Below are 22682 nucleotides of genomic sequence, written 5' to 3' on the forward strand. Positions count from 1 at the left end.
AAGAGATAATGTTACTTAAACATGTCCATTCCTGGTATATTTGGCATATTCGTTTTGGCTGCAGCTGCCATTTCATCTTCATTAATTTTAGATGCCTTAGCGATTGCTTTGTTTAAGGTAAGAATTAAAAAATCTTCTAACTCTTCTGCATCAGAGAGTAAAGATTCGTGAATAGATATGTTTTTAATTTCTCTATTTGCGGTTAGTGTAATTTTAATTTTATTGTCTGCAGAAGCTTCATCAATTAAAACAGAATTTAATCTAGTTTTTGTTTTTTCAACTTCTTGCTGCGCATCTTTTAATTTATTCATCATTCCAGATAAGTCTCCAAACATGTCTATTTCTTTTTAAAATTAAGTTAGCTGCAAATTTAGTAAATTGTAAGGATATATAAATCAACTAAAAATGAGAAAATTATTTGTTACAACCATTGTTTTAAGTCTTATTTTTGCAACCGCTTGTAAAAATGAACCCATGAAAAATATAGATGCAAAAGCACCTACAGCAGAGAAACAACCCACTAAATTAGAAAAACACGGAGATGTAAGAATAGATAACTATTTTTGGATGCGTTTGACTGATGAACAAAAATTAGGGGATGTAAGAGATGATCAAACTCAGAAAGTAATTAATTATTTAGAGGAAGAAAATACGTATCATGATAAAGTAACTGAATTTTCTAAGAATTTTGAAGAGAATTTATTCGAAGAAATGAAAGGTAGAATTAAAGAGGATGATTCTTCTGTACCTTATAAAGACAATGGTTATTTTTATATTACGCGTTTTGAGAAAGGAATGCAATACCCTATTTATAGTAGAAAAAAGGACAATTTAGAAGCAGAAGAACAAATAATGTTTAATGTAAATGAATTGGCTAAAGATTTCGATTATTTTCAATTAGGAGGTTTAAATATTTCTAATGATAATAAATTAGCTGTTTTTGCAACAGATACAGTAAGTAGAAGACAATACTTTTTAAGAATTAAGAACCTAGAAACTGGTGAAATTTATAAAGATATTATAGAAAATACCACAGGTGGTTCTGTTTGGGCAAATGATAATAAGACTATTTTTTACACGAAGAAAGACCCAAACACTTTAAGAAGTGAGAAGATTTTTAGACACGTTTTAGGAACACCAACTTCTGAAGATGTTGAAGTTTTTCATGAAACAGATGAAACTTTCGGAACCTACGTTACAAAATCAAAGTCAGATAAATACATTCTTATTGGTTCTCATAGTACGGTTTCTACGGAAGCTCAGTATTTAGATGCAGACAACCCTACTGGCGAATTTACAATGCTTCAAGCTCGAGAAAGAGATTTAGAATATAGTGTTTCTCATTTTGGAGATCATTTCTATATACTTACAAATAAAGACAATGCCATCAATTTTAAATTGATGAAAACACCTATCTCTAATACTGAAAAAGAAAACTGGGTAGATGTAATTCCGCATAGAGAAGACACTTTATTAGAAGATTTTTCAATATTTAAAGAGTATTTAGTTTTAGAAGAACGAACAGAGGGCTTAAATAAAGTTAGAATAAAACGTTGGGATAATTCTGCGGATTATTACTTGCCTTTTGATGAAGAAACGTATTCTGTTGGCGTATATTCTAATCCCGATTTTGATACACATGTAATTCGTTACGCCTATAATTCGATGACAACTCCTGCTTCTGTGGTAGATTTTAACATGGGTGATCAATCAAAAGAAGTTAAAAAAGAACAGGAAGTTCAAGGCGGAAAGTTCAAGAAAGAAAACTACAAAAGTAAACGTGTATGGGCAACTGCAAGAGATGGTAAAAAAGTAGCTATTTCTTTGGTGTATCATAAAGATACAAAGTTAGATAAAAACACACCTTTATTGCAATATGCGTATGGTTCTTATGGGTATACAATTCCAGACGGTTTCTCTACAACACGTCTAAGTCTATTAGATAGAGGTTTTGTGTATGCTTTGGCACACATTCGTGGAAGTGAATATTTAGGAAGAGATTGGTATGAAGATGGTAAAATGTTACATAAAAAGAACACGTTTACAGATTTTATAGATTGTTCTAAATACTTAATTGAAAACAATTATACTTCTTCTAAACATTTGTATGCAATGGGAGGTTCTGCAGGAGGCTTATTAATGGGGGCAATTGTAAATATGAATCCTGAATTATATAACGGAATTATAGCAGCTGTACCTTTTGTAGACGTAATTTCTACCATGTTAGACGATTCTATTCCTTTAACAACAGGAGAATATGACGAATGGGGAAATCCGAATGATAAAGAATATTACGACTACATAAAGTCATATTCACCATATGATCAAGTAGTACCTAAAGCGTATCCAAATATATTAGTAACTACTGGTTTTCACGATTCTCAAGTACAATATTGGGAACCTGCAAAATGGGTAGCTAAACTACGTGAATTGAAAACAGATAATAATTTATTATTGTTAAGAACAAATATGGAAGCTGGCCACGGTGGTGCTTCTGGACGTTTTGATGCTTTAAAAGAAACAGCAAAAGACTATACGTTTTTATTCGCTTTAGAAAATAAATTAGAGAAAGAATGAATTAAGGTTTAGAATCAATTTTATAATTCAAAACGAAAATGTACTTTTGCAGTCGATAAAAAGACTATTAAGCGTCATTACAAAGGTAACGAAGCAATCTTTTTTTTAAACAAGATTAACTCGTCATGTCTCATGTAATGACGTTTTATATATGAATGAAGAATGACAAAAAATAACGGAATTGCCAATAGTATTTTAGATTTAGTCGGAGAAACACCACTTATTAAACTTCATGAAATAACTAAGAATTTAAGAGGTTCTTATTTTGCCAAAGTAGAGGCTTTTAATCCAGGTCACTCTTCAAAAGATCGGATTGCGTTGCATATTATTAATGATGCAGAAAAGAAAGGAATTCTTAAGAAAGGGGCAACAATTGTAGAAACTACTTCTGGTAATACAGGTTTTAGTTTGGCAATGATTAGTCTTGTAAAAGGCTATAAATGTATTTTAGCTGTAAGCGATAAAACTTCTCTAGATAAAATCGATTTGTTAAAAACAATGGGAGCAGAAGTACATGTTTGTCCAGCAAATGTGGCAGCAGATGACCCAAGATCTTATTACGAAGTAGCAAAAATAATTCACAAAAAAACAAAAAATTCTGTTTACATCAATCAATATTTTAACGAATTAAATATTGAAGCACATTACAGAACTACGGGACCAGAAATTTGGGAACAAACAGCAGGTAAAATAACCCATTTAGTAGCTGCTAGTGGTACAGGTGGCACTATTTCTGGTACTGGAAAATACTTAAAAGAACAAAATCCTAACATAAAAATTTTAGGAGTAGATGCAATTGGTTCCGTACTTAAAAAATTCCATGAAACTGGCGAGTTTGATAGCAATGAAATTAAACCGTATAAAATTGAAGGCTTAGGGAAAACCCTAATACCAACTGCAACAGACTTTGATATAATTGATGTTTATGAAAAAGTATCTGATAAGGATTCTGCCTTTGCAGCAAGAGAACTTGTAAAGAAAGAAGGCTTATTTTGCGGGTATACAAGTGGTGCTGTAATACAAGCTACCAAACAATATTCGGCTATGAGTTTTTTTAATGAAGACAGTTTTGTCGTTGTTATTTTCCCTGACCATGGCTCGAGATATATGAACAAAATCTACAGTGATTCTTGGATGCAAGAACAAGGTTTTTTAGACTAAAAAAAACACAAATTTCCTAACTCAGACAGGATTGTATAAACTGTTAAAATTCATTAACTTTGCAAACTGTAAAAACAGATGAGAATATGACGACAGATTTATTTGATAGAATTGTAAAAGATAAAGGTCCTTTAGGTAAATGGGCAGATAAAGCAGAAGGATATTATGTGTTTCCTAAATTAGAAGGTCCTATTTCTAATAGAATGTCTTTCAACGGAAAAAAAGTAGTTACTTGGAGTATTAATGACTATTTAGGATTAGCAAACCACCCAGAAGTTATAAAAGTTGATGGAGAAGCTGCTTTAGAGCATGGTATGGCGTATCCAATGGGTGCTAGAATGATGTCTGGACATACACCTTTGCACGAACAGCTAGAGGAGGAATGTGCAGAATTTGTAGCGAAAGAAAAAGCATATTTATTAAATTTTGGATATCAAGGAATTATGTCTGCAATAGACGCTTTGGTTACTAAAAATGATATTATTGTGTATGATATGGACACTCATGCTTGTATTATAGACGGTGTTCGTTTACATTCTGGAAAGCGTTTTGTATATCGACATAACGATATGGAGAGTTTTGAGAAAAACATTAAACGTGCCGCTAAAATGGCAGAAAAAACTGGTGGTGGAATTTTAGTGATTTCTGAAGGAGTTTTTGGAATGCGAGGAGAACAAGGTCGTTTAAAAGAAATTATAGCCTTTAAAAAAGAATATAATTTTAGATTCTTGGTAGACGATGCGCATGGTTTCGGAACTTTAGGAAAAGATGGAAGAGGAACTGGTTTTGAACAAGGTGTACAAGATGATATTGATATTTATTTTGCAACGTTCGCCAAATCTATGGCAGGTATTGGTGCTTTCTTAGCAGGTAATAAAGATGTAATTCAATACTTACAATATAATTTACGTTCTCAAATGTTTGCAAAATCTTTACCAATGGCAATGGTAAAAGGTGCTCTAAAACGTTTAGACATGATTAGAACAATGCCAGAATTAAAAGAGAAGTTGTGGGAGAACACAAATGCTTTACAATCTGGTTTACGAAATGCTGGTTTCGATTTAGGAACAACGCAAACGTGTATTACGCCTGTATTCTTAAAAGGAGAGATTCCTGAAGCGATGGCAATGGTAAATGATTTACGTGAAAACCACGGTATTTTCTGTTCTATTGTGGTATATCCCGTAATTCCTAAAGGATTGATTATTTTAAGATTAATACCAACAGCAACGCATACACAAGAAGATATAGATGAAACAATTACCGCTTTTACTGCAATTAGAGAATTGTTAGAAAACGGAACCTATAAAAAGATTGCAACTTCTATGATGTAATCTCTACATATATTTATAATTTTGAAAACCGAACATTTATGTTCGGTTTTTTGTTTTAAAAAGGTAAAATCTAACAAATATTAAGAAATTGATAAAATTTAAGCTTATTTAAAAATTTTATCTAAAATATTTGGATTACATAAAATAAAAATTAGATATTTGCATATAATAAATAAAGACATGACTTTTATTCAATTTCATCATCATCATTTTTACAATTGCAATCAAGCGATCTAAAAATGTATTGAATAAAATCAAAAATTTATAGAAACCCGTTTGAGCAAATCAAACGGGTTTTTTTTATTTAAAACCGTATTTGCTCAAGCATTTAATAAAATAAAAATGAGTAATTTAAGAATTGCAGTACAAAAGTCAGGTAGATTAAATGAAGATTCAATGAGAATCTTAAAAGACATTGGTATTTCTATAGATAACGGTAAAGATCAATTAAAAGCATCTGCGAGAAACTTCCCTGTTGAAGTGTTCTATTTAAGAAACGGAGATATTCCACAATATTTAAGAGACGGAGTTGTAGATGCAGCCATTATTGGTGAGAATATTTTAATAGAAAAAGGAAGCGATTTAGAATTTATAGAACGCTTAGGCTTTTCTAAATGTAAAGTTTCTATCGCTGTTCCTAAGGGTTCAAAAGCGAGTTCTTTAAAAGATTTAGCAGGAAAAAGAATTGCAACTTCATATCCAGAAACTGTAAAAAAGTTTTTAAAAGAACAAAACATAGATGCACAATTGCACACCATTAGTGGTTCTGTAGAAATTGCACCTAATATTGGTTTGGCAGACGGAATTTGTGATATCGTTTCAAGTGGTTCAACTTTGTTTAAAAACGGTTTAAAAGAGATTGAAGTGCTCTTAAAATCGGAAGCAGTTCTAGCTGTTTCTCCAAAAATTTTCCAAGAAAGAAAAGCCATTTTAGATAAGATTCAGTTTAGAATTCAATCTGTTTTAAAAGGACAAGATTCTAAATATGTATTGTTAAACGCACCAAACCACAAATTAGAAGCTATTTTAAGTTTGTTGCCAGGAATGAGAAGCCCTACCGTTTTACCTTTGGCAGAAAAAGGTTGGAGCTCTGTACACGCAGTAATTTCTAAAAATCAGTTTTGGGAAATTATTGATGGGTTAAAGGCAAATGGAGCAGAAGGTATTTTAGTGTGTCCTATTGAGAAAATGGTGCTTTAGTTTTTTGTAAATAAAAAACAAAACATACAGAACTTGTTTCTGTATCCAAAAAGTAAATATTTTAATTTGGGCGTTTTAACGGGCTTTTCGCACTCGCTTTTTTTCTGAAAAAGAAAAAAGAGCTCAAACAAATGCTACAATCCCTAACGCTAGAGCAAATTTATAAGAGATAGTAAATTATGAAAATCATAAATAATCCATCGAAAAAAGATTGGAATAAAATATTAGAAAGACCAACCAAAACGGTTGATGATATCGAAGATATAGTAAATGAAGTTTTTTCTGATATTCAAAAAAACGGTGATGTTGCTGTAAATAAATATACTCAAAAATTTGATGGTGTTTCTTTAGAAAGCAATTTAGTTTTAGAAGATGAAATTAAAGAAGCGATAACCTTGGTTCCTTCAGAATTAAAAGAAGCAATTCAACTTGCAAAAGAAAATATTACGAAGTTTCATGTAGCGCAAAAAACGAAGAAAGTTTTTGTAGAAACAACAAAGGGAGTTTCTTGTTGGCAAGAAAAAAGACCTATTCAAAAAGTGGGTTTGTACATTCCTGGAGGAACAGCACCTTTGTTTTCTACTGTTTTAATGTTGGCAATTCCTGCTCAGATTGCAGGTTGTAAAGAGATTGTATTGTGTTCTCCACCAAATAAAGAAGGAAAAATTCACCCAGCAATTTTGTATGCTGCACATTTATGTGGCGTTACAAAAATTATTAAAGTTGGCGGAATTCAAGCAATTGCGAGTTATACGTTTGGTACAGAAACTATTCCGAAAGTCTATAAAATATTTGGTCCCGGAAACCAATTTGTAACAGTTGCAAAACAATTGTCAACAAAATACGGAGTAGCAATTGATATGCCTGCAGGCCCAAGTGAATTATTAGTGGTTGCAGATAACTCTGCAAATGCAAGTTATGTTGCATCAGATTTATTAAGTCAGGCAGAACATGGTGCCGATAGTCAGGTCATTTTGGTTTCAACTTCTAAAGCACTTATAGATAAAGTTTCGAGTGAGATACAAAAACAAATTTTAGAATTACCAAGACTAGAAATTGCTCAAAAAGCAATAAATAATTCAAAATCTATTTTTGTAGAAAACGATGAGATAGCTTTAGAGTTGATTAATGAATATGGCCCAGAACATTTTATTGTTTGTACAAATAATAATGACTTTTATATAGACAATATAGAAAATGCAGGCTCTGTTTTTATTGGAAATTACACACCAGAAAGTGCAGGAGATTATGCTTCAGGAACCAACCATACATTACCAACAAACGGATTTTCTAAATCGTATTCTGGTGTAAATTTAGATAGTTTTACTAAGAGTATTACTTTTCAGAAAATATCTAAAGAAGGAATTAAAACAATAGGGAAATCTATTGAATTAATGGCAGCAGCAGAAGGTTTACAAGCACACAAAAATGCAGTAACTTTAAGATTAAATGATTTAAAATAAACTAAATGTCTCCTCGAACTTATTAGAGAGCTTTTATTATGAAGACAAATTTCAACATAAATAATTTAGTTAGAGAAAACATCAAATCTCTAAAACCATATTCTTCTGCAAGAGATGAATATAAAGACGCAACTTCAGACGATATGATTTTCTTGGATGCCAATGAAAATCCGTTCGAAAATGGCGTAAATAGGTATCCCGATCCACAACAAAACGCTGTAAAAGATTTATTATCAAAAATTAAGAAAGTAGATAAAAAAAATATTCTTTTAGGAAACGGAAGTGATGAAGTTTTAGATTTAATTTTTAGAGCTTTTTGTGAGCCAAATAAAGACAATGTAATCACTTTACCTCCAACGTATGGCATGTATGATGTTCTTGCCAAAATAAATGCCATAGAAAATAGAACTGTTTTATTAACCGAAAATTTTCAACCAAAAGTTGAAGAAATTTTAGATAAGGTTGATGTTAATAGTATGGTTTTATTTTTATGTTCACCAAACAATCCTTCAGGAAATAGTTTTTCTAGAAAGAGTGTTGAAAAATTATTGAATAGATTTAATGGTTTAGTTGTTATAGATGAGGCGTATATCGATTTTTCAGAAGAAAAAAGTTGGTTAGAAAGATTAGAAGAGTTTCCAAATTTAATTATCACACAAACCTTATCGAAAGCCTATGGTTTGGCAGGTATTCGTTTAGGAGTTTGTTATGCATCACAAGAAATAATCAATATTTTAAATAAAATAAAACCACCTTATAACGTAAACGAATTAACACAACAAAGAGCCGTTGATCGTTTACAAAAAGTGGAAGAAGTACAAGAAGAAATCATCAAAATTAAAGGAGAAAGAAATCAGCTTTTAGAAAAATTAAAACAAATTAATTTTATCAATACAATTTATCCAACAGATTGTAATTTCGTTTTGGTAAAAGTAGATGATGCAACTAAACGTTACAATCAATTAATTGAACAGGGAATTGTTATTAGAAACAGAACAACACAACCTTTATGTGAAAATTGTTTGCGTTTTACAATTGGAACACAAATCGAAAATAAGAGATTAATTTCAGTTTTAACAGCCATTCAATAATATAATAAAAAAACCTCACAGGTTTTTAAAACTTGTGAGGTCTATAAAATAAAATCATGAGCAAAAAAGTATTATTTATAGATAGAGACGGAACGTTAGTTTTAGAACCGCCAGTAGATTATCAATTAGACAGTTTAGAAAAATTAGAATTCTATCCGAAAGTATTTCAATACATGGCAAAAATTGCTTCAGAATTGGAGTATGAATTGGTGATGGTTACCAATCAAGATGGATTAGGAACAGATAGTTTTCCAGAAAACACTTTTTGGCCAGCTCAAGATAAAGTAATCTCTGCTTTCGAAAAAGAAGGAGTAGTTTTTACAGATGTTTATATCGATAAAACATTTCCGCATGAAAATGCAGAAACCCGCAAGCCAAGAACAGGTTTGTTAACGAAGTATTTTTCTGATGAATATGATTTAGAAAATTCGTTTGTTTTAGGAGATAGAATTACAGACATGGAATTGGCAAAAAATTTAGGAGCAAAAGGCATCTTTTTATCTGAAGACCCAGAATTAGGTGCAGATGAAATAGAAACATCTAAGCAAGAAATTTTAGACTGTATTGCTTTAACTAGTACAGATTGGTCTGAAATTTATCAGTTCTTAAAATTAGAAGATAGAGTTGTAGAAATTACAAGAAATACCAACGAGACGAAGATTTATATCAAATTAAATTTAGACGGTTCTGGTAAAAATGATATTGTTACAGGTTTATCATTTTTCGATCACATGTTAGACCAGATAGGTAGACATGGAAACATGGATTTGACGATTAAAGTTGATGGTGATTTGGAAGTTGATGAACACCACACCATAGAAGATACCATGATTGCTTTTGGGGAATTATTCAATAAAGCGCTAGGGAATAAATTAGGTATAGAGCGTTATGGTTTTTGCTTACCAATGGATGATTGTTTGGCACAAGTTGCCGTAGATTTTGGTGGAAGAAATTGGTTAGAATGGGAAGCAGATTTTAAACGAGAAAAAATTGGAGATATGCCAACAGAGATGTTTTTCCACTTATTTAAATCGTTTACAGATGGTGCAAAATGTAATTTAAATATTAAAGCAGAAGGAACAAACGAGCATCATAAAATTGAAGGAATCTTCAAAGCTTTTGCAAAAGCAATGAAAATGGCTGTAAAAAGAGATGCGAATAAGATGTTTTTACCATCTACAAAGGGAGTGTTATAAATGAAATTAGTAATTATAGACTACGGAGCAGGTAATATTAAAAGCATTCAGTTTGCTTTTAAACGCTTAGGTGTAAATGCTGTTTTATCAAATAATATTGATGAAATAAAAACTGCGGATAAAATAATTTTCCCTGGGGTTGGTGAAGCAAGCTCTGCAATGAAAATGTTAAAAGAAAGCGGTTTATATAGTGTAATTCCTACTTTAAAACAACCAGTCTTGGGTATTTGCCTAGGAATGCAATTAATGTGTAGTTCATCTGAAGAAGGAAATACAAAAGGATTGGGGATTTTTAATGTAGCTATAAAGAAGTTTTCGAATGCTGTAAAAGTTCCGCAAATGGGTTGGAATGTAATTACTAATTTGAAATCAGATTTATTTAAAGGAATTAAAGAAAAAGAATTTATGTATTTGGTACATAGTTTTTATGCTGAAAAATGTGTTGAAGCAATTGCAACGACAGATTATGAATTTGAATATGCTTCAGCTTTACAAAAAAATAATTTTTACGGAGTTCAGTTTCATCCTGAAAAAAGTGGGGTAGAAGGCGCAAAAATTTTACAAAACTTTCTAAATTTATAATTATGAGAATAATACCAGCAATAGATATAATCGACGGAAAGTGTGTTCGTTTAACAAAAGGCGATTATAACACAAAGAAAATTTATAATGAAAATCCGTTAGAAGTTGCCAAAGAATTTGAAGCTGCAGGTATTGAATATTTACATGTTGTAGATTTAGATGGTGCAAAAGCGAGTAAAATAATCAATCATAAAGTGTTAGAGCAAATTGCTTCTAAGACTAATTTGAAAATTGATTTTGGTGGTGGTTTAAAATCGGATAAAGATTTAGAAATTGCTTTTAATTCTGGTGCTAATCAGATTACTGGAGGAAGTATTTCTGTAAAAAATAGCGAAATTTTCGAAAGTTGGATTGCTAAATATGGATCCCAAAAAATTATTTTAGGAGCAGATTTTTATCCTGATAATTCAGGAGGGAAAATTGCTACAAATGGTTGGCAAGAAGAAAGTACGTTAGAATTGATTCCTTTTATTTCTGATTATCAGCAAAAAGGAATTCAGTATGTAATTTGTACCGATATTTCTAAAGACGGCATGTTGCAAGGGCCTAGTTTTGATATTTATAAGCAAATTTTATCCGAAGTAAAAAACGTAAAACTAATTGCTTCTGGAGGAATTTCGACCTTTGATGAATTGCCTAAATTAGCAGAAAATGGTTGTGAAGGTGTTATTATTGGAAAAGCGATTTATGAAAATAAAATTAACTTAAAACAGTTGGAGCAATTTATTATTAATAACTAAATGTCATTGCGAGGCACGAAGCAATCTGCTATTCATAAAGAGATTGCTTCGTGCCTCGCAATGACGAAGACAAACTAAAATGTTAACAAAAAGAATAATACCTTGTTTAGATATTAAAAATGGAAGAACTGTAAAAGGTGTCAATTTCGTGAATTTAATAGACGCAGGAGATCCTGTGGTTTTAGCAAAACAGTATGCAGATTTAGGTGCCGATGAATTGGTGTTTCTAGATATTTCTGCAACATTAGAAGGGAGAAAAACCATGTTAGAGATGGTTTTAAAAGTTGCAGAGCAAGTTAATATTCCGTTTACGGTTGGTGGTGGCATTTCATCTATTGCAGATGTAGATTTGTTGTTAAAATCTGGAGCAGATAAAGTTTCTATAAACTCATCTGCCATAAAAAGACCAGATTTGGTAAATGAATTGGCAGAAAAATTCGGAAATCAATGTGTGGTTGTTGCTATTGATGCAAAACAAATTGATGGAGAATGGATTGTACATTTAGCAGGAGGAACAATACCTACTAAATTAAATTTATTCGATTGGGCAAAAGAAGTCGAAAAACGTGGCGCGGGAGAAATCTTGTTTACTTCTATGAATAATGATGGTACAAAAGCTGGTTTTGCGAATGAAGCTTTGGCTAAACTATCAACCGAATTAAATATTCCTATTATTGCTTCTGGTGGAGCAGGAACTGTACAACATTTTATAGATACTTTCGAAATCGGAAAATCTGACGCAGCATTGGCAGCAAGTGTTTTTCATTTTGGAGAAATACCTATTTTAGAATTGAAGAAAGAGTTAAAAAATAAGAATATTCCTGTTAGACTTTAGTTTTAAAGAATATAAACAATGAAGAAATTACAAATTTTACCTTACGAAGATAAATACCATGAACAATTTAAAGAGATTTCTTTAAATTGGTTGCATGCACATCATTTGTATGAAAAAGCAGATGATGATTTATTAGACAATCCTCAAAAGTATTTAGACAAAGGAGGTTTTATTTTTTTAGCATATTTAGATTCTAAAATTGTTGGAACAATTAGTTTAATTCCGGTTAATGATACTAACTTCGAAATATTGAAATTAGGTGTAGTTGAGGGATACAAAGGTTTAGGAATTGGAAAGAAATTAATGCAAATTTGTATTGACATTTGTATCGAAAAAAAGATAGAAATAATTACGTTAGAATCGAGTAGTAAATTAGAAAGTGCTTTAAAATTATACGAAAAGTTAGGTTTTAAACATGTTGAAGTAGTAGATGCTCATTTTGAATCTGCTGATGTAAAAATGGAGTTAAAATTAAAATAATGACAATAGATTTCAATAAAAATAACGACGGATTAGTACCAGCAATCATTCAAGATGCCACCACAAAAAATGTATTGATGTTGGGGTATATGAATGAAGATGCATTAAAAAAAACACAAGCAACAAAGTTAGTTACGTTCTTTTCTAGAACTAAAAAACGTTTATGGACTAAAGGAGAAGAAAGCGGAAATGTATTGAATTTAGTTGATATAAAACTAGATTGTGATAATGATACTTTACTTATTTCTGTAAATCCGAATGGGCCAACGTGCCATAAAGGTTCAGATACGTGTTGGAATGAAGAAAATAACTCAAGCTTTGGTTTCTTTTCTACTTTAGAAAATGTTATAGAAGAAAGAGTTGCCAATAAAGACACTCAAAAATCTTATGTAGCAAGTTTATTTGACAAGGGAATTAATAAAATAGCGCAGAAAGTAGGTGAGGAGGCAGTAGAAACGGTTATTGAAGCAATGGATGATAATGATGAGTTATTCTTGTATGAATCTGCTGATTTGTTATTCCATTATTTAATGTTGTTGCAAGCAAAAGGTTTTACACTAAAAGATATTGAAGCTGAATTGAAACAGAGACAAAAATAAATTCAACTATTTGTTGAAGCTAAAAAAGGACTAAATAAGATGATTATTTGGTCTTTTTTTTTAAAAAAAAACAAGCATTCTCAATTTAATTATGATCGCTAATTGTTTCGTTATAAGATTATAATCAATCCTTCTAGTTTTTTTTATTTTAAATTAATTTGATAAACACTATTGTGAAATAATTTTTTCTAATCTATCTTTGAATATCAAATTATACATCTTGAAAAATTCAAAATCACTCATAGCCTTATCATTCTTTACAATATACATTGTTTGGGGTTCTACTTATTTATTCAATAAAATTGCAGTAACTGCTTTACCTGCATTTTTTATGGCGTCAGTACGTTTTTTTACTGCAGGATTTCTAATAATGATTATTGCAAAAATTATGAAATTAAACCTTAGGGTTACCAAGAAACAATTGATTAATTGTTTTGTATCTGGTTTTTTCTTTTTGGTTTATGGTAATGGTGTTTTTGTTTGGGCTTTAAAATATTTAGATACTGGTTTTGCGGCGTTATTAGCTTCTACACAACCTTTATTTGTGTTAATTCTATTAAGGTTAATAGATAGAAAACCAATGCAGAAACAATCTATAATTGGTATTGGTTTAGGACTTGTAGGTATGTATTTATTGGTAAGTCAGCAATCTATTACAGCATCGGAAGGCAGTTTATTAGGTATTTTTATGGTTCTAACTTGTGTATTAAGTTGGGCTTATGGAGGTGTATTTGTGTCTAAAGCAGATTTACCTAAAAACTTCTTTATCACTACAGGGTATCAAATGTTGTTTGCAGGTATTTTATTATTGTTAATGAGTTTAACTTTTAAAGAAACCATGATATCTCCTTTAGAGTGGTCTCAAAAAGTGCAACTTTCTATGGTTGTGCTAGTAATATTTGGTAGTATTATTGCTTTTACAGCTTTTAACTTTTTATTAAAAGTGGTTTCAACAGAAAAAGTATCAACATCTACTTATGTGAATCCAATAGTTGCGATGCTTTTGGGGTGGTATTTTTTAGACGAAGTGTTAACAACACAATCTATTATTGCATCTATTGTATTGCTATCTGGTGTATATTTTATTACTTCACGTAAAAGAATTGCAAAGGTTGCGGCAGAAGAATCAATTAAGCCATAAATAATAATATCGAGATTACTTTTTATATGATAAAAAGTAACATAGATAAAATACCAAAAAACATAATTGTTTTCATCAGGTTACTTAATGTAGAAAAATCTTTTTTAGTTTCCGAAGACCATAATTTATGCATAAAATAGAGTAGAGGAAATAATAAACATACAATTCCATAAATTAAAAAAAGATACTTTTCCTTTAGAGATTGAAGAACAATTAAGAGGAAGACTAAAAGAATTGCACTAAAGAAAAAAGCGACTTTAGATGCTCTTTTTCTTCCAAACAAAATAGGTAAAGTCTTTGCTTTTATTTTTAAATCACCATTAACATCTTCAATATCTTTTACAATCTCTCTAATAAAAGTTGTTAATAAAGAAAAAACAATATAAGTTATTGTTGTTAGCAACAAAGATATACTAGTACCAAAGTTACTTATTACTTCAAAAATAGTATTGCTATTAGATTTAGGCTCATTAAATAATACTGTTGTAAAAATAACCAATCCTAAAAGAACTGCAACTAATAGGTTACCAATTAGAAGTGTTTTTTTTAAGAATTTTGAATATAGAAATAAAAGCAATATTGTTCCTAAAAAGATGAAACAATATCCATTATTCTTAATAGTAAAAGATAAATAACAGCCTAAAAATAAGCCTAAAAAACTTGTTGAATAGTAAAGAAACCATGCACTTTTTGTAGAAATAGATTTTCCAATAATAACCTTTGTCGGTTTATTAATTTTATCTGCTTCAATATCAAAAATATCATTAACAATATAACCACCAGCAGTAATAAGTAAGATGCTAAAGGTGAGTGTAATAAATTGATAATGAGTTGAATTAATACCTGAATAAGTGGTGTGAATTAAAGTATAGTTTTTAAAACTAATATTACTAAAAAGCATTGAGTTTAACAACGCATACTTCGTTAAAACCATCGTTAATAAAACCATAAAAAGGTTTTTATAACGAATTAGCTTTAAGAAAGAAATCATCTTAATTAAAGTTCTTTTTTATTCGAGCTAAATCTCGTTTGTTATCTCTGTCTTTCATTACTTCTCGTTTATCATGCGTTTGTTTCCCCTTTGCTAGCGCAATTTCTAATTTGGCAAAACCCCTATCATTAATAAACAATCTTAAAGGAACAATTGTATTTCCTTTTGCTTCAACATCCTTTTTTAAACTACGTAATTCTCGTTTATTCATTAACAACCTACGTTCACTCTTAGGCTTGTGATTAAAATGATGCCCAAACAAATATTCTTGTATGTACATATTTACAATAAACAATTCTCCACGGTCATTAAATTCACAAAAGCTTTCTGTAATTCTAGCCTGACTTAGTCTAATAGATTTAATTTCTGTTCCCGTTAATTGAATTCCAGCAACGTACTTGTCTAGAATTTCAAATTCGAAACGTGCTTTTTTATTTTTTATGTTGATGTTTTTTTGAACCATCAATAATCATTTTTTAATTTTAACAAAGATACATTTTTACATTCGGGAAAGAAACGTAATTTTGAATTTCTATTTAAAACGAAACAAAACTAAATGAAATATTTGTTAATTTTATTATCCGCTTTTTTATTTTCTTGCAAATCTTCTGAAACAAAGTTAACTGCACAACAAATTATAGATAAAACAATTGTTTATTCTGGTGCAGATAAAGTTGCAAATTCTCAAATAAGCTTTCAATTTAGAGACAAAGAATATATTGCGCTTAGAAAAACGAATGGAAAGTTTGTTTTAATTAGAAATCATAGAAAAGAAAATTATGGAACGATATCTGATATTGTTACAAATAATGGCTTTAAAAGAGAATTAAATGCACATGAATTTTCTGTGGCAGATTCAATGAAAAATAAATATTCCAATTCTGTAAACTCTGTTCACTATTTTTCCGTTTTACCTTATGGGCTAAATGATAAAGCCGTTAATAAAAAGTTACTAAAACCTGTTACTATAAAAGGAAAAGAATACTACAAAATTGAAGTTACTTTTTCTGAAAATGGAGGAGGAGAAGATTTTGAAGATGTTTTTATCTATTGGATCGGTAAAGAAGATTTTTTAATCGATTACTTGGCCTATTCTTACCATACAAACGGAGGCGGAAAACGCTTTAGAGTGCTAAAAGAACAATGTATTATAAAAGGAATTCGATTTGTAGATTACCATAATTACAAGTCTTTAACCAAAGATATTTCTTTAAATAATATTGACAAAGCGTTTGAAAATAATGAACTTAAAAAAGTATCTGAAATTATTTTAAAAGACATTAAAGTTAAAATATTAGACTAATTCTGTTATTCTTAATGAGTAATAACTCTAATTAAAAACAACTAATAGTCTATCTAAAAATGTTGACTATAAGCTAACAATAAATTTATTTTTTTGAAGCTATTTCCTGCTTTCAACACTCGCTTTTTTTATTCAGAAAAAGAATAAAAAAGAGCTCAAACAAATGTTTCAATCAGGGCTAAACTAGTTTGCTAATTTAATAACTTTCGAGAATTAGTGTGAATCTATTTTCTCTACAATACTTGTTTTTTTATCACCAATAATAGTTACAATATACAAGCTAGCATTATTATGGTCGTCCATATCTTCATACTTTTTCTCTCCCAAAAGGCTATTTACAAAAGCCGGAGTTGTATTACTATGTCCAACAACTAAAACAGTTTTTCCTTTAGTTGCTTGTTCAAAAATGGAATCATTCATTTTTTTAGGATCGTAATTTATAATGTTTAATTCTTTACTTTCAGCAGTAGGTTTTGCCGTCTGTTGTGTTCTGTTATAATCTGTAGAATACACAGCATCTATGTCAATTTTATCAAAATACTTTGCCCAATTTTCTGCTCTTTTCAATCCGTTTTCATTTAAATCAGGATTTCTATTTGTCTCATCTGTTCTGTCTTTTTCCGCATGACGAATTAGATAATAGGTTGTTGTTTCATTTGAAGTACAAGAACTTAACATACCTAAAATAAATACAAATACTAAAAGAAATTTTTTCATAATGAGAGATTTATAGTACGAATATAAACAAAAAAGAAAAAGTATTTAAAAACGTTATTGCGAGGAAGAATAACGAAACAATCTGCTTATTAAAAAGAGATTGCTTCGTTCCTCACAATAACGCTAATATTTATGAATTTTCTTCTAAATCAGACTGATTTCTAAAAACCAATTTATCATCAAAAGCATCAATTAAAATAATACTATCTGTTGTAATTTTACCAGATAAGATTTCTTTAGAAAGTTGATTTAAAACTTCTTTCTGAATGACTCTTTTTACAGGTCTTGCACCAAATTCTGGCTGATATCCTTTTTTAGCTAAATATGTTATTGCTTCATCTGTTGCATCTAAAGTAATTTCTTGTTTGCCAATCATTTTCTTCAAAAGATCTATTTGTAGCTTTACTATTTTAAAAATATCGCTTTCTTTTAAAGGTGTAAACATAATTACATCATCTATTCGGTTTAAAAATTCTGGTCTTACAGATTGTTTTAACAATGCTAAAACCTCAATTTTTGCCAACTCTGTAACTGCATCTATATCTGCTTTTGGCTCTCTAAACTTTTCTTGAATAATATGACTTCCCATATTAGAGGTCATAATAATAATGGTGTTTTTAAAATCTGCAACACGCCCTTTATTATCAGTCAATCTACCTTCATCTAAAACTTGCAACAATACATTAAAAGTATCTGGGTGCGCTTTTTCTATTTCATCTAAAAGCACTACTGAATATGGTCTTCTTCTAACAGCTTCTGTTAATTGACCACCTTCATCGTACCCAACATATCCCGGAGGCGCTCCAACCAATCTACTTACGGCATGTTTTTCTTGATATTCACTCATATCAATTCTAGTCATGGCATTTTCATCATCAAATAGATATTCTGCCAATGCTTTTGCTAACTCCGTTTTCCCTACTCCCGTAGTTCCTAAAAACAAGAAACTACCAATTGGTTTATTCGGGTTTTGCAAACCTGCTCTAGAACGTCTTACAGCGTCTGAAACAGCAACAATTGCTTCTTCTTGTCCAACAACACGTTTGTGTAATTGATCTTCTAATTTAAGTAATTTCTCACGTTCAGACTGAATCATTTTTGTTACAGGAACTCCCGTCCATTTTGCAACAACTTCAGCAATATCATCATACGTTACTTCTTCTTTTATAAGAGAAGTTTCAGACTTATTTTCTTCTAAAGCTTTTTGTAATGCTTCTAAATTACTTTGAGCTTCTTTAATTTTTCCATATCTAATTTCAGCAACCTTACCATAATCGCCATCACGTTCTGCTTTTTCAGCTTCAATTTTAAAATCTTCAATAGCTGCTTTTGCATTCTGAATATTATCTACAACTTCTTTTTCAGATTTCCATTTTGCATTCATCTCATTACGCTCTTCTTTTAGATTTGCTAAATCAGATCGTAAAGATTTCAACTTCGTTTCATCTTTTTCACGCTTAATTGCTTCAATTTCAATTTCTAGCTGCATTACTTTTCTATCTAAAACATCTAATTCTTCTGGTTTAGAATTAATTTCCATACGTAGTTTCGCCATCGCTTCATCCATCAAATCAATGGCTTTATCTGGTAAAAAACGATTGGTAATATAACGTTGAGATAATTCTACGGCACCAATTATAGCTTCATCTTTAATGCGAACTTTATGGTGTGTTTCATATTTGTCTTTAATTCCTCTTAAAATAGAAATGGCACTTTCTGTATCTGGTTCATTTACAACAACTTTCTGAAAACGTCTTTCTAGAGCTTTGTCTTTTTCAAAATATTTTTGATATTCATCTAACGTTGTTGCTCCAATTGCACGCAATTCTCCACGTGCTAAAGCTGGTTTTAAAATATTTGCTGCGTCCATGGCTCCATTTCCGCCTCCAGCACCAACTAATGTGTGAATTTCATCAATAAAAAGTACAATATCTCCGTCTGAACTTGTTACTTCCTTAATTACTGCTTTTAAACGTTCTTCAAACTCTCCTTTATATTTAGCACCAGCAATTAAAGCTCCCATATCTAAAGAAAAAATTAATTTATCTTTTAAGTTCTCGGGCACATCTCCATCTACAATTCTATGTGCTAGCCCTTCTGCAATTGCTGTTTTTCCTGTTCCTGGCTCTCCAACTAAAAGCGGATTGTTTTTAGTTCTTCTAGATAAAATCTGAAGCAAACGTCTAATTTCTTCATCTCTACCAATTACGGGATCTAACTTGCCATCTTCTGCTAATTTGTTTAAATTTTTAGCATATTTATTTAAAGAATTATAGGTTTCTTCCTGACTCTGAGAAGTTACTCTTTCTCCTTTTCTTAATTCATCAATAGCAGCTTGCAAATGCTTTTCTGTAACTCCTTGGTCTTTTAGAACTTGAGCAATATTACTTTTAGATTTAAAAATAGCTAGAATTAAATGTTCTATAGAAACATAGTCATCTTTCATTTTTTTAGCAATAACGGCTGCTTCTGTTAGCGTTTTACTAGCTTCTCTAGAAAGCATTAATTCCGCACCAGTAACTTTAGGTAAACTTTCTAGTTGTTTGTCTAAAATCTGGTCGACAACATCAATATTTATATTTAATTTCTTCAACAAAAAAGGCAAAACATTCTCATCAACCTGCGTTAATGCTTTAAAAATGTGTTCATTTTCTATTTGATTATGACCAAAACCTTGCGCAATCTGTTGCGCCAATTGTATGGTCTCTTGCGATTTTGTGGTGTAGTTGTTAAAATTCATTTTCGTTTTTTTTATTTTCTTTCATAAGTACAAACTTAGTACCAATTAAAAAATAGTGATTAAATAAGTCATTTTGTCTATAAAAATATTGTTTTAACTGACTTTTTGACTGTTAAAAGTTCCTTATATTTGCAACTTAAAGAATAAAAAGCACGAAATGGGTATACTTAACAAGATGTTTGGAGGAAAAAGTGATAAAGAAACAAAACTAGAAAGAAAGTCACACTTAAATTGGAATCCATTAACATCTTTAGAGCAATTAGAAGTTATTAAAAAAGAATCTAATTCAGAGGCTGTTCTTATCTTTAAGCACTCTACAAGATGCGGAATTAGTAGTATGGTTATCAAACAGTTTGAAAAACTTTTTACAGAGGAGCATGAGAATTTAAAAGTTTATTATTTAGATTTATTAAACTACAGAAGTGTTTCAGATGAAGTGGGGTATACCTTTCAATTGATGCACCAATCGCCACAACTTATTGTGATTAAAAATGGTGTTTCGGTGTATGATGCTGCACATTATGACATTACACAAACCAATTTATCGAGATTTATATAGTTTAATTTGGGAATAACCTATTTTAAGTCTTACTTTTGTAGCTTAAAAATTTTAACCTTTTGACAGAAACAAACACTTCACAAGTAAAAGTAGGTAAAGAATTATACGGATATCAGAAAGATGCACTTCAAGAGATTTTTAATCGCTTTGAAACGGCACCTAAAGATTATCACCTACTATATCAATTACCAACAGGAGGTGGGAAGACAGTTATATTTTCTGAAATTGTGAGACGTTACATAGAAACTTTTAAGAAGAAAGTTTTAGTATTAACGCACAGAATTGAGCTTAGTAAACAAACGTCTAAAATGCTAGACGAATTTGGTGTAAATAATAAAATCATCAATAGTACTGCGCAATTAGATGATCAAGAAGACTACAATTGTTTTGTTGCAATGGTAGAAACCCTAAAAAATAGGCTAACAGATGAAAAATTAGATATTTCAGATATCGGTTTGGTCATTGTAGATGAGGCACATTACAATTCTTTTACCAAAATTTTTAAATTTTTTGATGATGCTTTTATTTTAGGAGTAACAGCAACTCCCTTAAGCTCTAACATTAAATTACCAATGTATGAGAACTATCAAGAATTATTTGTTGGAGAACCAATTCACCATTTAATAGAAAGCGGTTATTTAGCACAAGCTAATATGTATTCTTATAATGTTGGGTTAACTTCTTTAGAAGTTGGTGCAAATGGAGATTATACAGTAAAATCTTCTGAAGATTTGTATATGAATACAGATATGCTATCAAAACTAGTAAGTGCATATGAAGAAACAGCAAAAGGTAAAAAAACACTAATTTTTAATAACGGAATTAATACGTCTATTCAAGTGTTTCATGCGTTTAAAAAGGCAGGATATCCTATTGCACATTTAGACAATACTAATACTAAAAAAGAGCGTGAACTTATTTTAAAATGGTTTCACAAAACACCAAACGCAATTATTAGTTCTGTAAGTATTTTAACAACTGGTTTTGATGAACCAAGTATTGAAGCTATTATTTTAAACAGAGCAACAAAATCGTTGACGCTATATTACCAGATGATTGGGCGTGGTTCTCGTGTTTTTGGTAATAACAATACTTTTGAGGTAATTGATCTAGGAAACAACTTTCATAGATTTGGTCCTTGGGGAGCAGATTTAGATTGGCAAAAAATGTTTAGAGCGCCAGATTATTATTTAGATGCTATTCTTTCAGATGAAGAAATAGAAAGCACGTTTAGATATGAGCTTCCAGCAGATGTTAAAAAAGAATTTTCAAAATCTACAGACACCTATTTCGATATGAAAAAAGTGTATATAGATACTATTAAAACAGGAGAATCTTCTAAAAGAGTTTTAGAGAAATCGATTATACATCATGCAAAAATGTGTATTGAAAACAGTGAAGATGTTTTTGATGCTTTAATTTTAGCAAAAATGATAGGTGAGGAGATTGATGATAGAATTAACAGGTATGCTAAATGTATTTCTAAAAGTACACACAACTTTGTTACTTGGTTAAAAGATGATTATCGAAAAAAATTAAATGCTTACTTACGTTCTAATTTTGATGAAGATTATGAAGAAATTCATGGACATCCACCAATTGAGGAATAAAATATAAATAAAAAAGCCCTGAATTTTCAGGGCTTTTTTTTATTCATATAATTATATCTTTTATTTATAAGATAAAAATTAATTTTAGAGAGAATTACATATTTAATTATAGCCTATAGTAGACTTATTTCTTAAAGAATTTAATTAAAAAGCAGTTAAAGCCTATGTTTAAAAGAAAAAAATAAGACAAAAATAATTTTCATTTTTTTTTAACTTTTGTTTTTTATATTCAAAAATAATATACATTTGTTTAACTTATTTAAGTAAAATGTATAGTTTTTCTTATTTCGGAATTAACTCTCTATCGGAGCACGAGCGTTATATAGCATTTTGGAAATGCAACGAAAAAATTAAGGTATCTCC

General features: G+C 30.3%; 21 protein-coding genes. 16 read left to right on the top strand and 5 right to left on the bottom strand.

The features are described from left to right. Positions 1 to 11: 11 nt before the first annotated feature. Entirely contained in the window at positions 12 to 335 is a 324-nt protein-coding gene (locus tag CW731_RS02305) for a YbaB/EbfC family nucleoid-associated protein (protein ID WP_100945208.1), read from the bottom strand. Positions 336 to 474: 139 nt separating this feature from the next. Here CW731_RS02305 and CW731_RS02310 point away from each other — a divergent pair, with 139 nt between their 5' ends. The 13 genes from CW731_RS02310 (at position 475) to CW731_RS02370 (ending at position 14399) form a co-directional block, all read left to right on the top strand. Continuing rightward, positions 475 to 2577: a S9 family peptidase gene (locus CW731_RS02310; protein ID WP_100947599.1), complete on the top strand. Its 2103-nt coding sequence runs from the start codon at positions 475 to 477 to the stop codon at positions 2575 to 2577. A gap of 162 nt (positions 2578 to 2739) precedes the next feature. Then, positions 2740 to 3738 (top strand): PLP-dependent cysteine synthase family protein, encoded by a 999-nt coding sequence (locus CW731_RS02315; RefSeq protein WP_100945209.1) that lies wholly within the window; start codon positions 2740 to 2742, stop codon positions 3736 to 3738. An 86-nt stretch (positions 3739 to 3824) separates the two neighbouring features. Continuing rightward, entirely contained in the window at positions 3825 to 5072 is a 1248-nt protein-coding gene (locus CW731_RS02320; protein ID WP_100945210.1) for an aminotransferase class I/II-fold pyridoxal phosphate-dependent enzyme, read from the top strand. 342 nt (positions 5073 to 5414) lie between these two features. Then, positions 5415 to 6272, top strand: coding sequence for an ATP phosphoribosyltransferase (gene hisG, locus CW731_RS02325; protein WP_100945211.1), 858 nt, complete (start codon positions 5415 to 5417; stop codon positions 6270 to 6272). Positions 6273 to 6451: 179 nt separating this feature from the next. After that, a complete protein-coding gene (gene hisD / locus CW731_RS02330; protein ID WP_100945212.1) occupies positions 6452 to 7735 on the top strand; it encodes a histidinol dehydrogenase in 1284 nt (427 codons plus the stop codon). A gap of 38 nt (positions 7736 to 7773) precedes the next feature. After that, complete coding sequence (hisC, locus tag CW731_RS02335; RefSeq protein WP_100945213.1) at positions 7774 to 8826, top strand: histidinol-phosphate transaminase; 1053 nt, start codon at positions 7774 to 7776, stop codon at positions 8824 to 8826. Between the two features lie 56 nt (positions 8827 to 8882). Then, positions 8883 to 10022: a bifunctional histidinol-phosphatase/imidazoleglycerol-phosphate dehydratase HisB gene (gene hisB / locus CW731_RS02340; protein ID WP_100945214.1), complete on the top strand. Its 1140-nt coding sequence runs from the start codon at positions 8883 to 8885 to the stop codon at positions 10020 to 10022. Beyond that, positions 10023 to 10604, top strand: a complete 582-nt coding sequence (gene hisH / locus CW731_RS02345) for an imidazole glycerol phosphate synthase subunit HisH (RefSeq protein ID WP_100945215.1) — start codon at positions 10023 to 10025, stop codon at positions 10602 to 10604. A gap of 2 nt (positions 10605 to 10606) precedes the next feature. Further along, positions 10607 to 11344: a 1-(5-phosphoribosyl)-5-[(5-phosphoribosylamino)methylideneamino]imidazole-4-carboxamide isomerase gene (gene hisA / locus CW731_RS02350; protein ID WP_100945216.1), complete on the top strand. Its 738-nt coding sequence runs from the start codon at positions 10607 to 10609 to the stop codon at positions 11342 to 11344. Between the two features lie 79 nt (positions 11345 to 11423). Then, on the top strand, positions 11424 to 12179 hold the full coding sequence (hisF, locus tag CW731_RS02355; protein WP_100945217.1) for an imidazole glycerol phosphate synthase subunit HisF: 756 nt from the start codon (positions 11424 to 11426) through the stop codon (positions 12177 to 12179). Positions 12180 to 12197: 18 nt separating this feature from the next. Then, positions 12198 to 12659, top strand: a complete 462-nt coding sequence (locus CW731_RS02360) for a GNAT family N-acetyltransferase (protein ID WP_100945218.1) — start codon at positions 12198 to 12200, stop codon at positions 12657 to 12659. Beyond that, positions 12659 to 13258, top strand: a complete 600-nt coding sequence (hisIE, locus tag CW731_RS02365) for a bifunctional phosphoribosyl-AMP cyclohydrolase/phosphoribosyl-ATP diphosphatase HisIE (RefSeq protein ID WP_100945219.1) — start codon at positions 12659 to 12661, stop codon at positions 13256 to 13258. The genes CW731_RS02360 and hisIE overlap by 1 nt, the downstream gene beginning before the upstream one ends. Positions 13259 to 13478: 220 nt before the next feature. Continuing rightward, positions 13479 to 14399, top strand: a complete 921-nt coding sequence (locus tag CW731_RS02370; protein WP_100945220.1) for an EamA family transporter — start codon at positions 13479 to 13481, stop codon at positions 14397 to 14399. 22 nt (positions 14400 to 14421) lie between these two features. On the opposite strand, the gene CW731_RS02375 is transcribed toward CW731_RS02370, so the two are convergent. Both CW731_RS02375 and smpB read right to left on the bottom strand, forming a co-directional pair. Further along, positions 14422 to 15390, bottom strand: coding sequence for a geranylgeranylglycerol-phosphate geranylgeranyltransferase (locus CW731_RS02375; RefSeq protein WP_100945221.1), 969 nt, complete (start codon positions 15388 to 15390; stop codon positions 14422 to 14424). Between the two features lies 1 nt (position 15391). Then, on the bottom strand, positions 15392 to 15853 hold the full coding sequence (gene smpB, locus CW731_RS02380) for an SsrA-binding protein SmpB (RefSeq protein WP_100945222.1): 462 nt from the start codon (positions 15851 to 15853) through the stop codon (positions 15392 to 15394). 93 nt (positions 15854 to 15946) lie between these two features. On the opposite strand from smpB, the gene CW731_RS02385 reads away from it, so the two are divergent. Continuing rightward, positions 15947 to 16693, top strand: a complete 747-nt coding sequence (locus tag CW731_RS02385) for a DUF6503 family protein (protein WP_100945223.1) — start codon at positions 15947 to 15949, stop codon at positions 16691 to 16693. Between the two features lie 213 nt (positions 16694 to 16906). Here CW731_RS02385 and CW731_RS02390 read toward each other — a convergent pair whose 3' ends face one another. Continuing rightward, a complete protein-coding gene (locus tag CW731_RS02390) occupies positions 16907 to 17410 on the bottom strand; it encodes a histidine phosphatase family protein (RefSeq protein WP_100945224.1) in 504 nt (167 codons plus the stop codon). Between the two features lie 130 nt (positions 17411 to 17540). Next, positions 17541 to 20150: an ATP-dependent chaperone ClpB gene (clpB, locus tag CW731_RS02395; protein WP_100945225.1), complete on the bottom strand. Its 2610-nt coding sequence runs from the start codon at positions 20148 to 20150 to the stop codon at positions 17541 to 17543. Between the two features lie 157 nt (positions 20151 to 20307). On the opposite strand from clpB, the gene ytxJ reads away from it, so the two are divergent. Both ytxJ and CW731_RS02405 read left to right on the top strand, forming a co-directional pair. Next, the gene (gene ytxJ, locus CW731_RS02400; RefSeq protein ID WP_100945226.1) at positions 20308 to 20709 is read left to right on the top strand and encodes a bacillithiol system redox-active protein YtxJ; all 402 of its coding nucleotides are present in this window, start codon (positions 20308 to 20310) and stop codon (positions 20707 to 20709) included. A 59-nt stretch (positions 20710 to 20768) separates the two neighbouring features. After that, positions 20769 to 22319, top strand: coding sequence for a DEAD/DEAH box helicase (locus CW731_RS02405; protein ID WP_100945227.1), 1551 nt, complete (start codon positions 20769 to 20771; stop codon positions 22317 to 22319). Positions 22320 to 22682: the final 363 nt, after the last annotated feature.

Origin of the sequence: Polaribacter sp. ALD11 (assembly GCF_002831685.1) — a bacterium.
In the GTDB taxonomy this organism is placed as follows: Bacteria; Bacteroidota; Bacteroidia; order Flavobacteriales; family Flavobacteriaceae; genus Polaribacter.

Bases quoted from the DNA above. Each gene is read 5' to 3' on its own strand.
- CW731_RS02305 (WP_100945208.1), bottom strand. From the start codon at position 335: ATGTTTGGAGACTTATCTGGAATGATGAATAAATTAAAAGATGCGCAG.
- CW731_RS02310 (WP_100947599.1), top strand. From the start codon at position 475: ATGAAAAATATAGATGCAAAAGCACCTACAGCAGAGAAACAACCCACT.
- CW731_RS02315 (WP_100945209.1), top strand. From the start codon at position 2,740: ATGACAAAAAATAACGGAATTGCCAATAGTATTTTAGATTTAGTCGGA.
- CW731_RS02320 (WP_100945210.1), top strand. From the start codon at position 3,825: ATGACGACAGATTTATTTGATAGAATTGTAAAAGATAAAGGTCCTTTA.
- hisG (WP_100945211.1), top strand. From the start codon at position 5,415: ATGAGTAATTTAAGAATTGCAGTACAAAAGTCAGGTAGATTAAATGAA.
- hisD (WP_100945212.1), top strand. From the start codon at position 6,452: ATGAAAATCATAAATAATCCATCGAAAAAAGATTGGAATAAAATATTA.
- hisC (WP_100945213.1), top strand. From the start codon at position 7,774: ATGAAGACAAATTTCAACATAAATAATTTAGTTAGAGAAAACATCAAA.
- hisB (WP_100945214.1), top strand. From the start codon at position 8,883: ATGAGCAAAAAAGTATTATTTATAGATAGAGACGGAACGTTAGTTTTA.
- hisH (WP_100945215.1), top strand. From the start codon at position 10,023: ATGAAATTAGTAATTATAGACTACGGAGCAGGTAATATTAAAAGCATT.
- hisA (WP_100945216.1), top strand. From the start codon at position 10,607: ATGAGAATAATACCAGCAATAGATATAATCGACGGAAAGTGTGTTCGT.
- hisF (WP_100945217.1), top strand. From the start codon at position 11,424: ATGTTAACAAAAAGAATAATACCTTGTTTAGATATTAAAAATGGAAGA.
- CW731_RS02360 (WP_100945218.1), top strand. From the start codon at position 12,198: ATGAAGAAATTACAAATTTTACCTTACGAAGATAAATACCATGAACAA.
- hisIE (WP_100945219.1), top strand. From the start codon at position 12,659: ATGACAATAGATTTCAATAAAAATAACGACGGATTAGTACCAGCAATC.
- CW731_RS02375 (WP_100945221.1), bottom strand. From the start codon at position 15,390: ATGATTTCTTTCTTAAAGCTAATTCGTTATAAAAACCTTTTTATGGTT.
- smpB (WP_100945222.1), bottom strand. From the start codon at position 15,853: ATGGTTCAAAAAAACATCAACATAAAAAATAAAAAAGCACGTTTCGAA.
- CW731_RS02385 (WP_100945223.1), top strand. From the start codon at position 15,947: ATGAAATATTTGTTAATTTTATTATCCGCTTTTTTATTTTCTTGCAAA.
- CW731_RS02390 (WP_100945224.1), bottom strand. From the start codon at position 17,410: ATGAAAAAATTTCTTTTAGTATTTGTATTTATTTTAGGTATGTTAAGT.
- clpB (WP_100945225.1), bottom strand. From the start codon at position 20,150: ATGAATTTTAACAACTACACCACAAAATCGCAAGAGACCATACAATTG.
- ytxJ (WP_100945226.1), top strand. From the start codon at position 20,308: ATGGGTATACTTAACAAGATGTTTGGAGGAAAAAGTGATAAAGAAACA.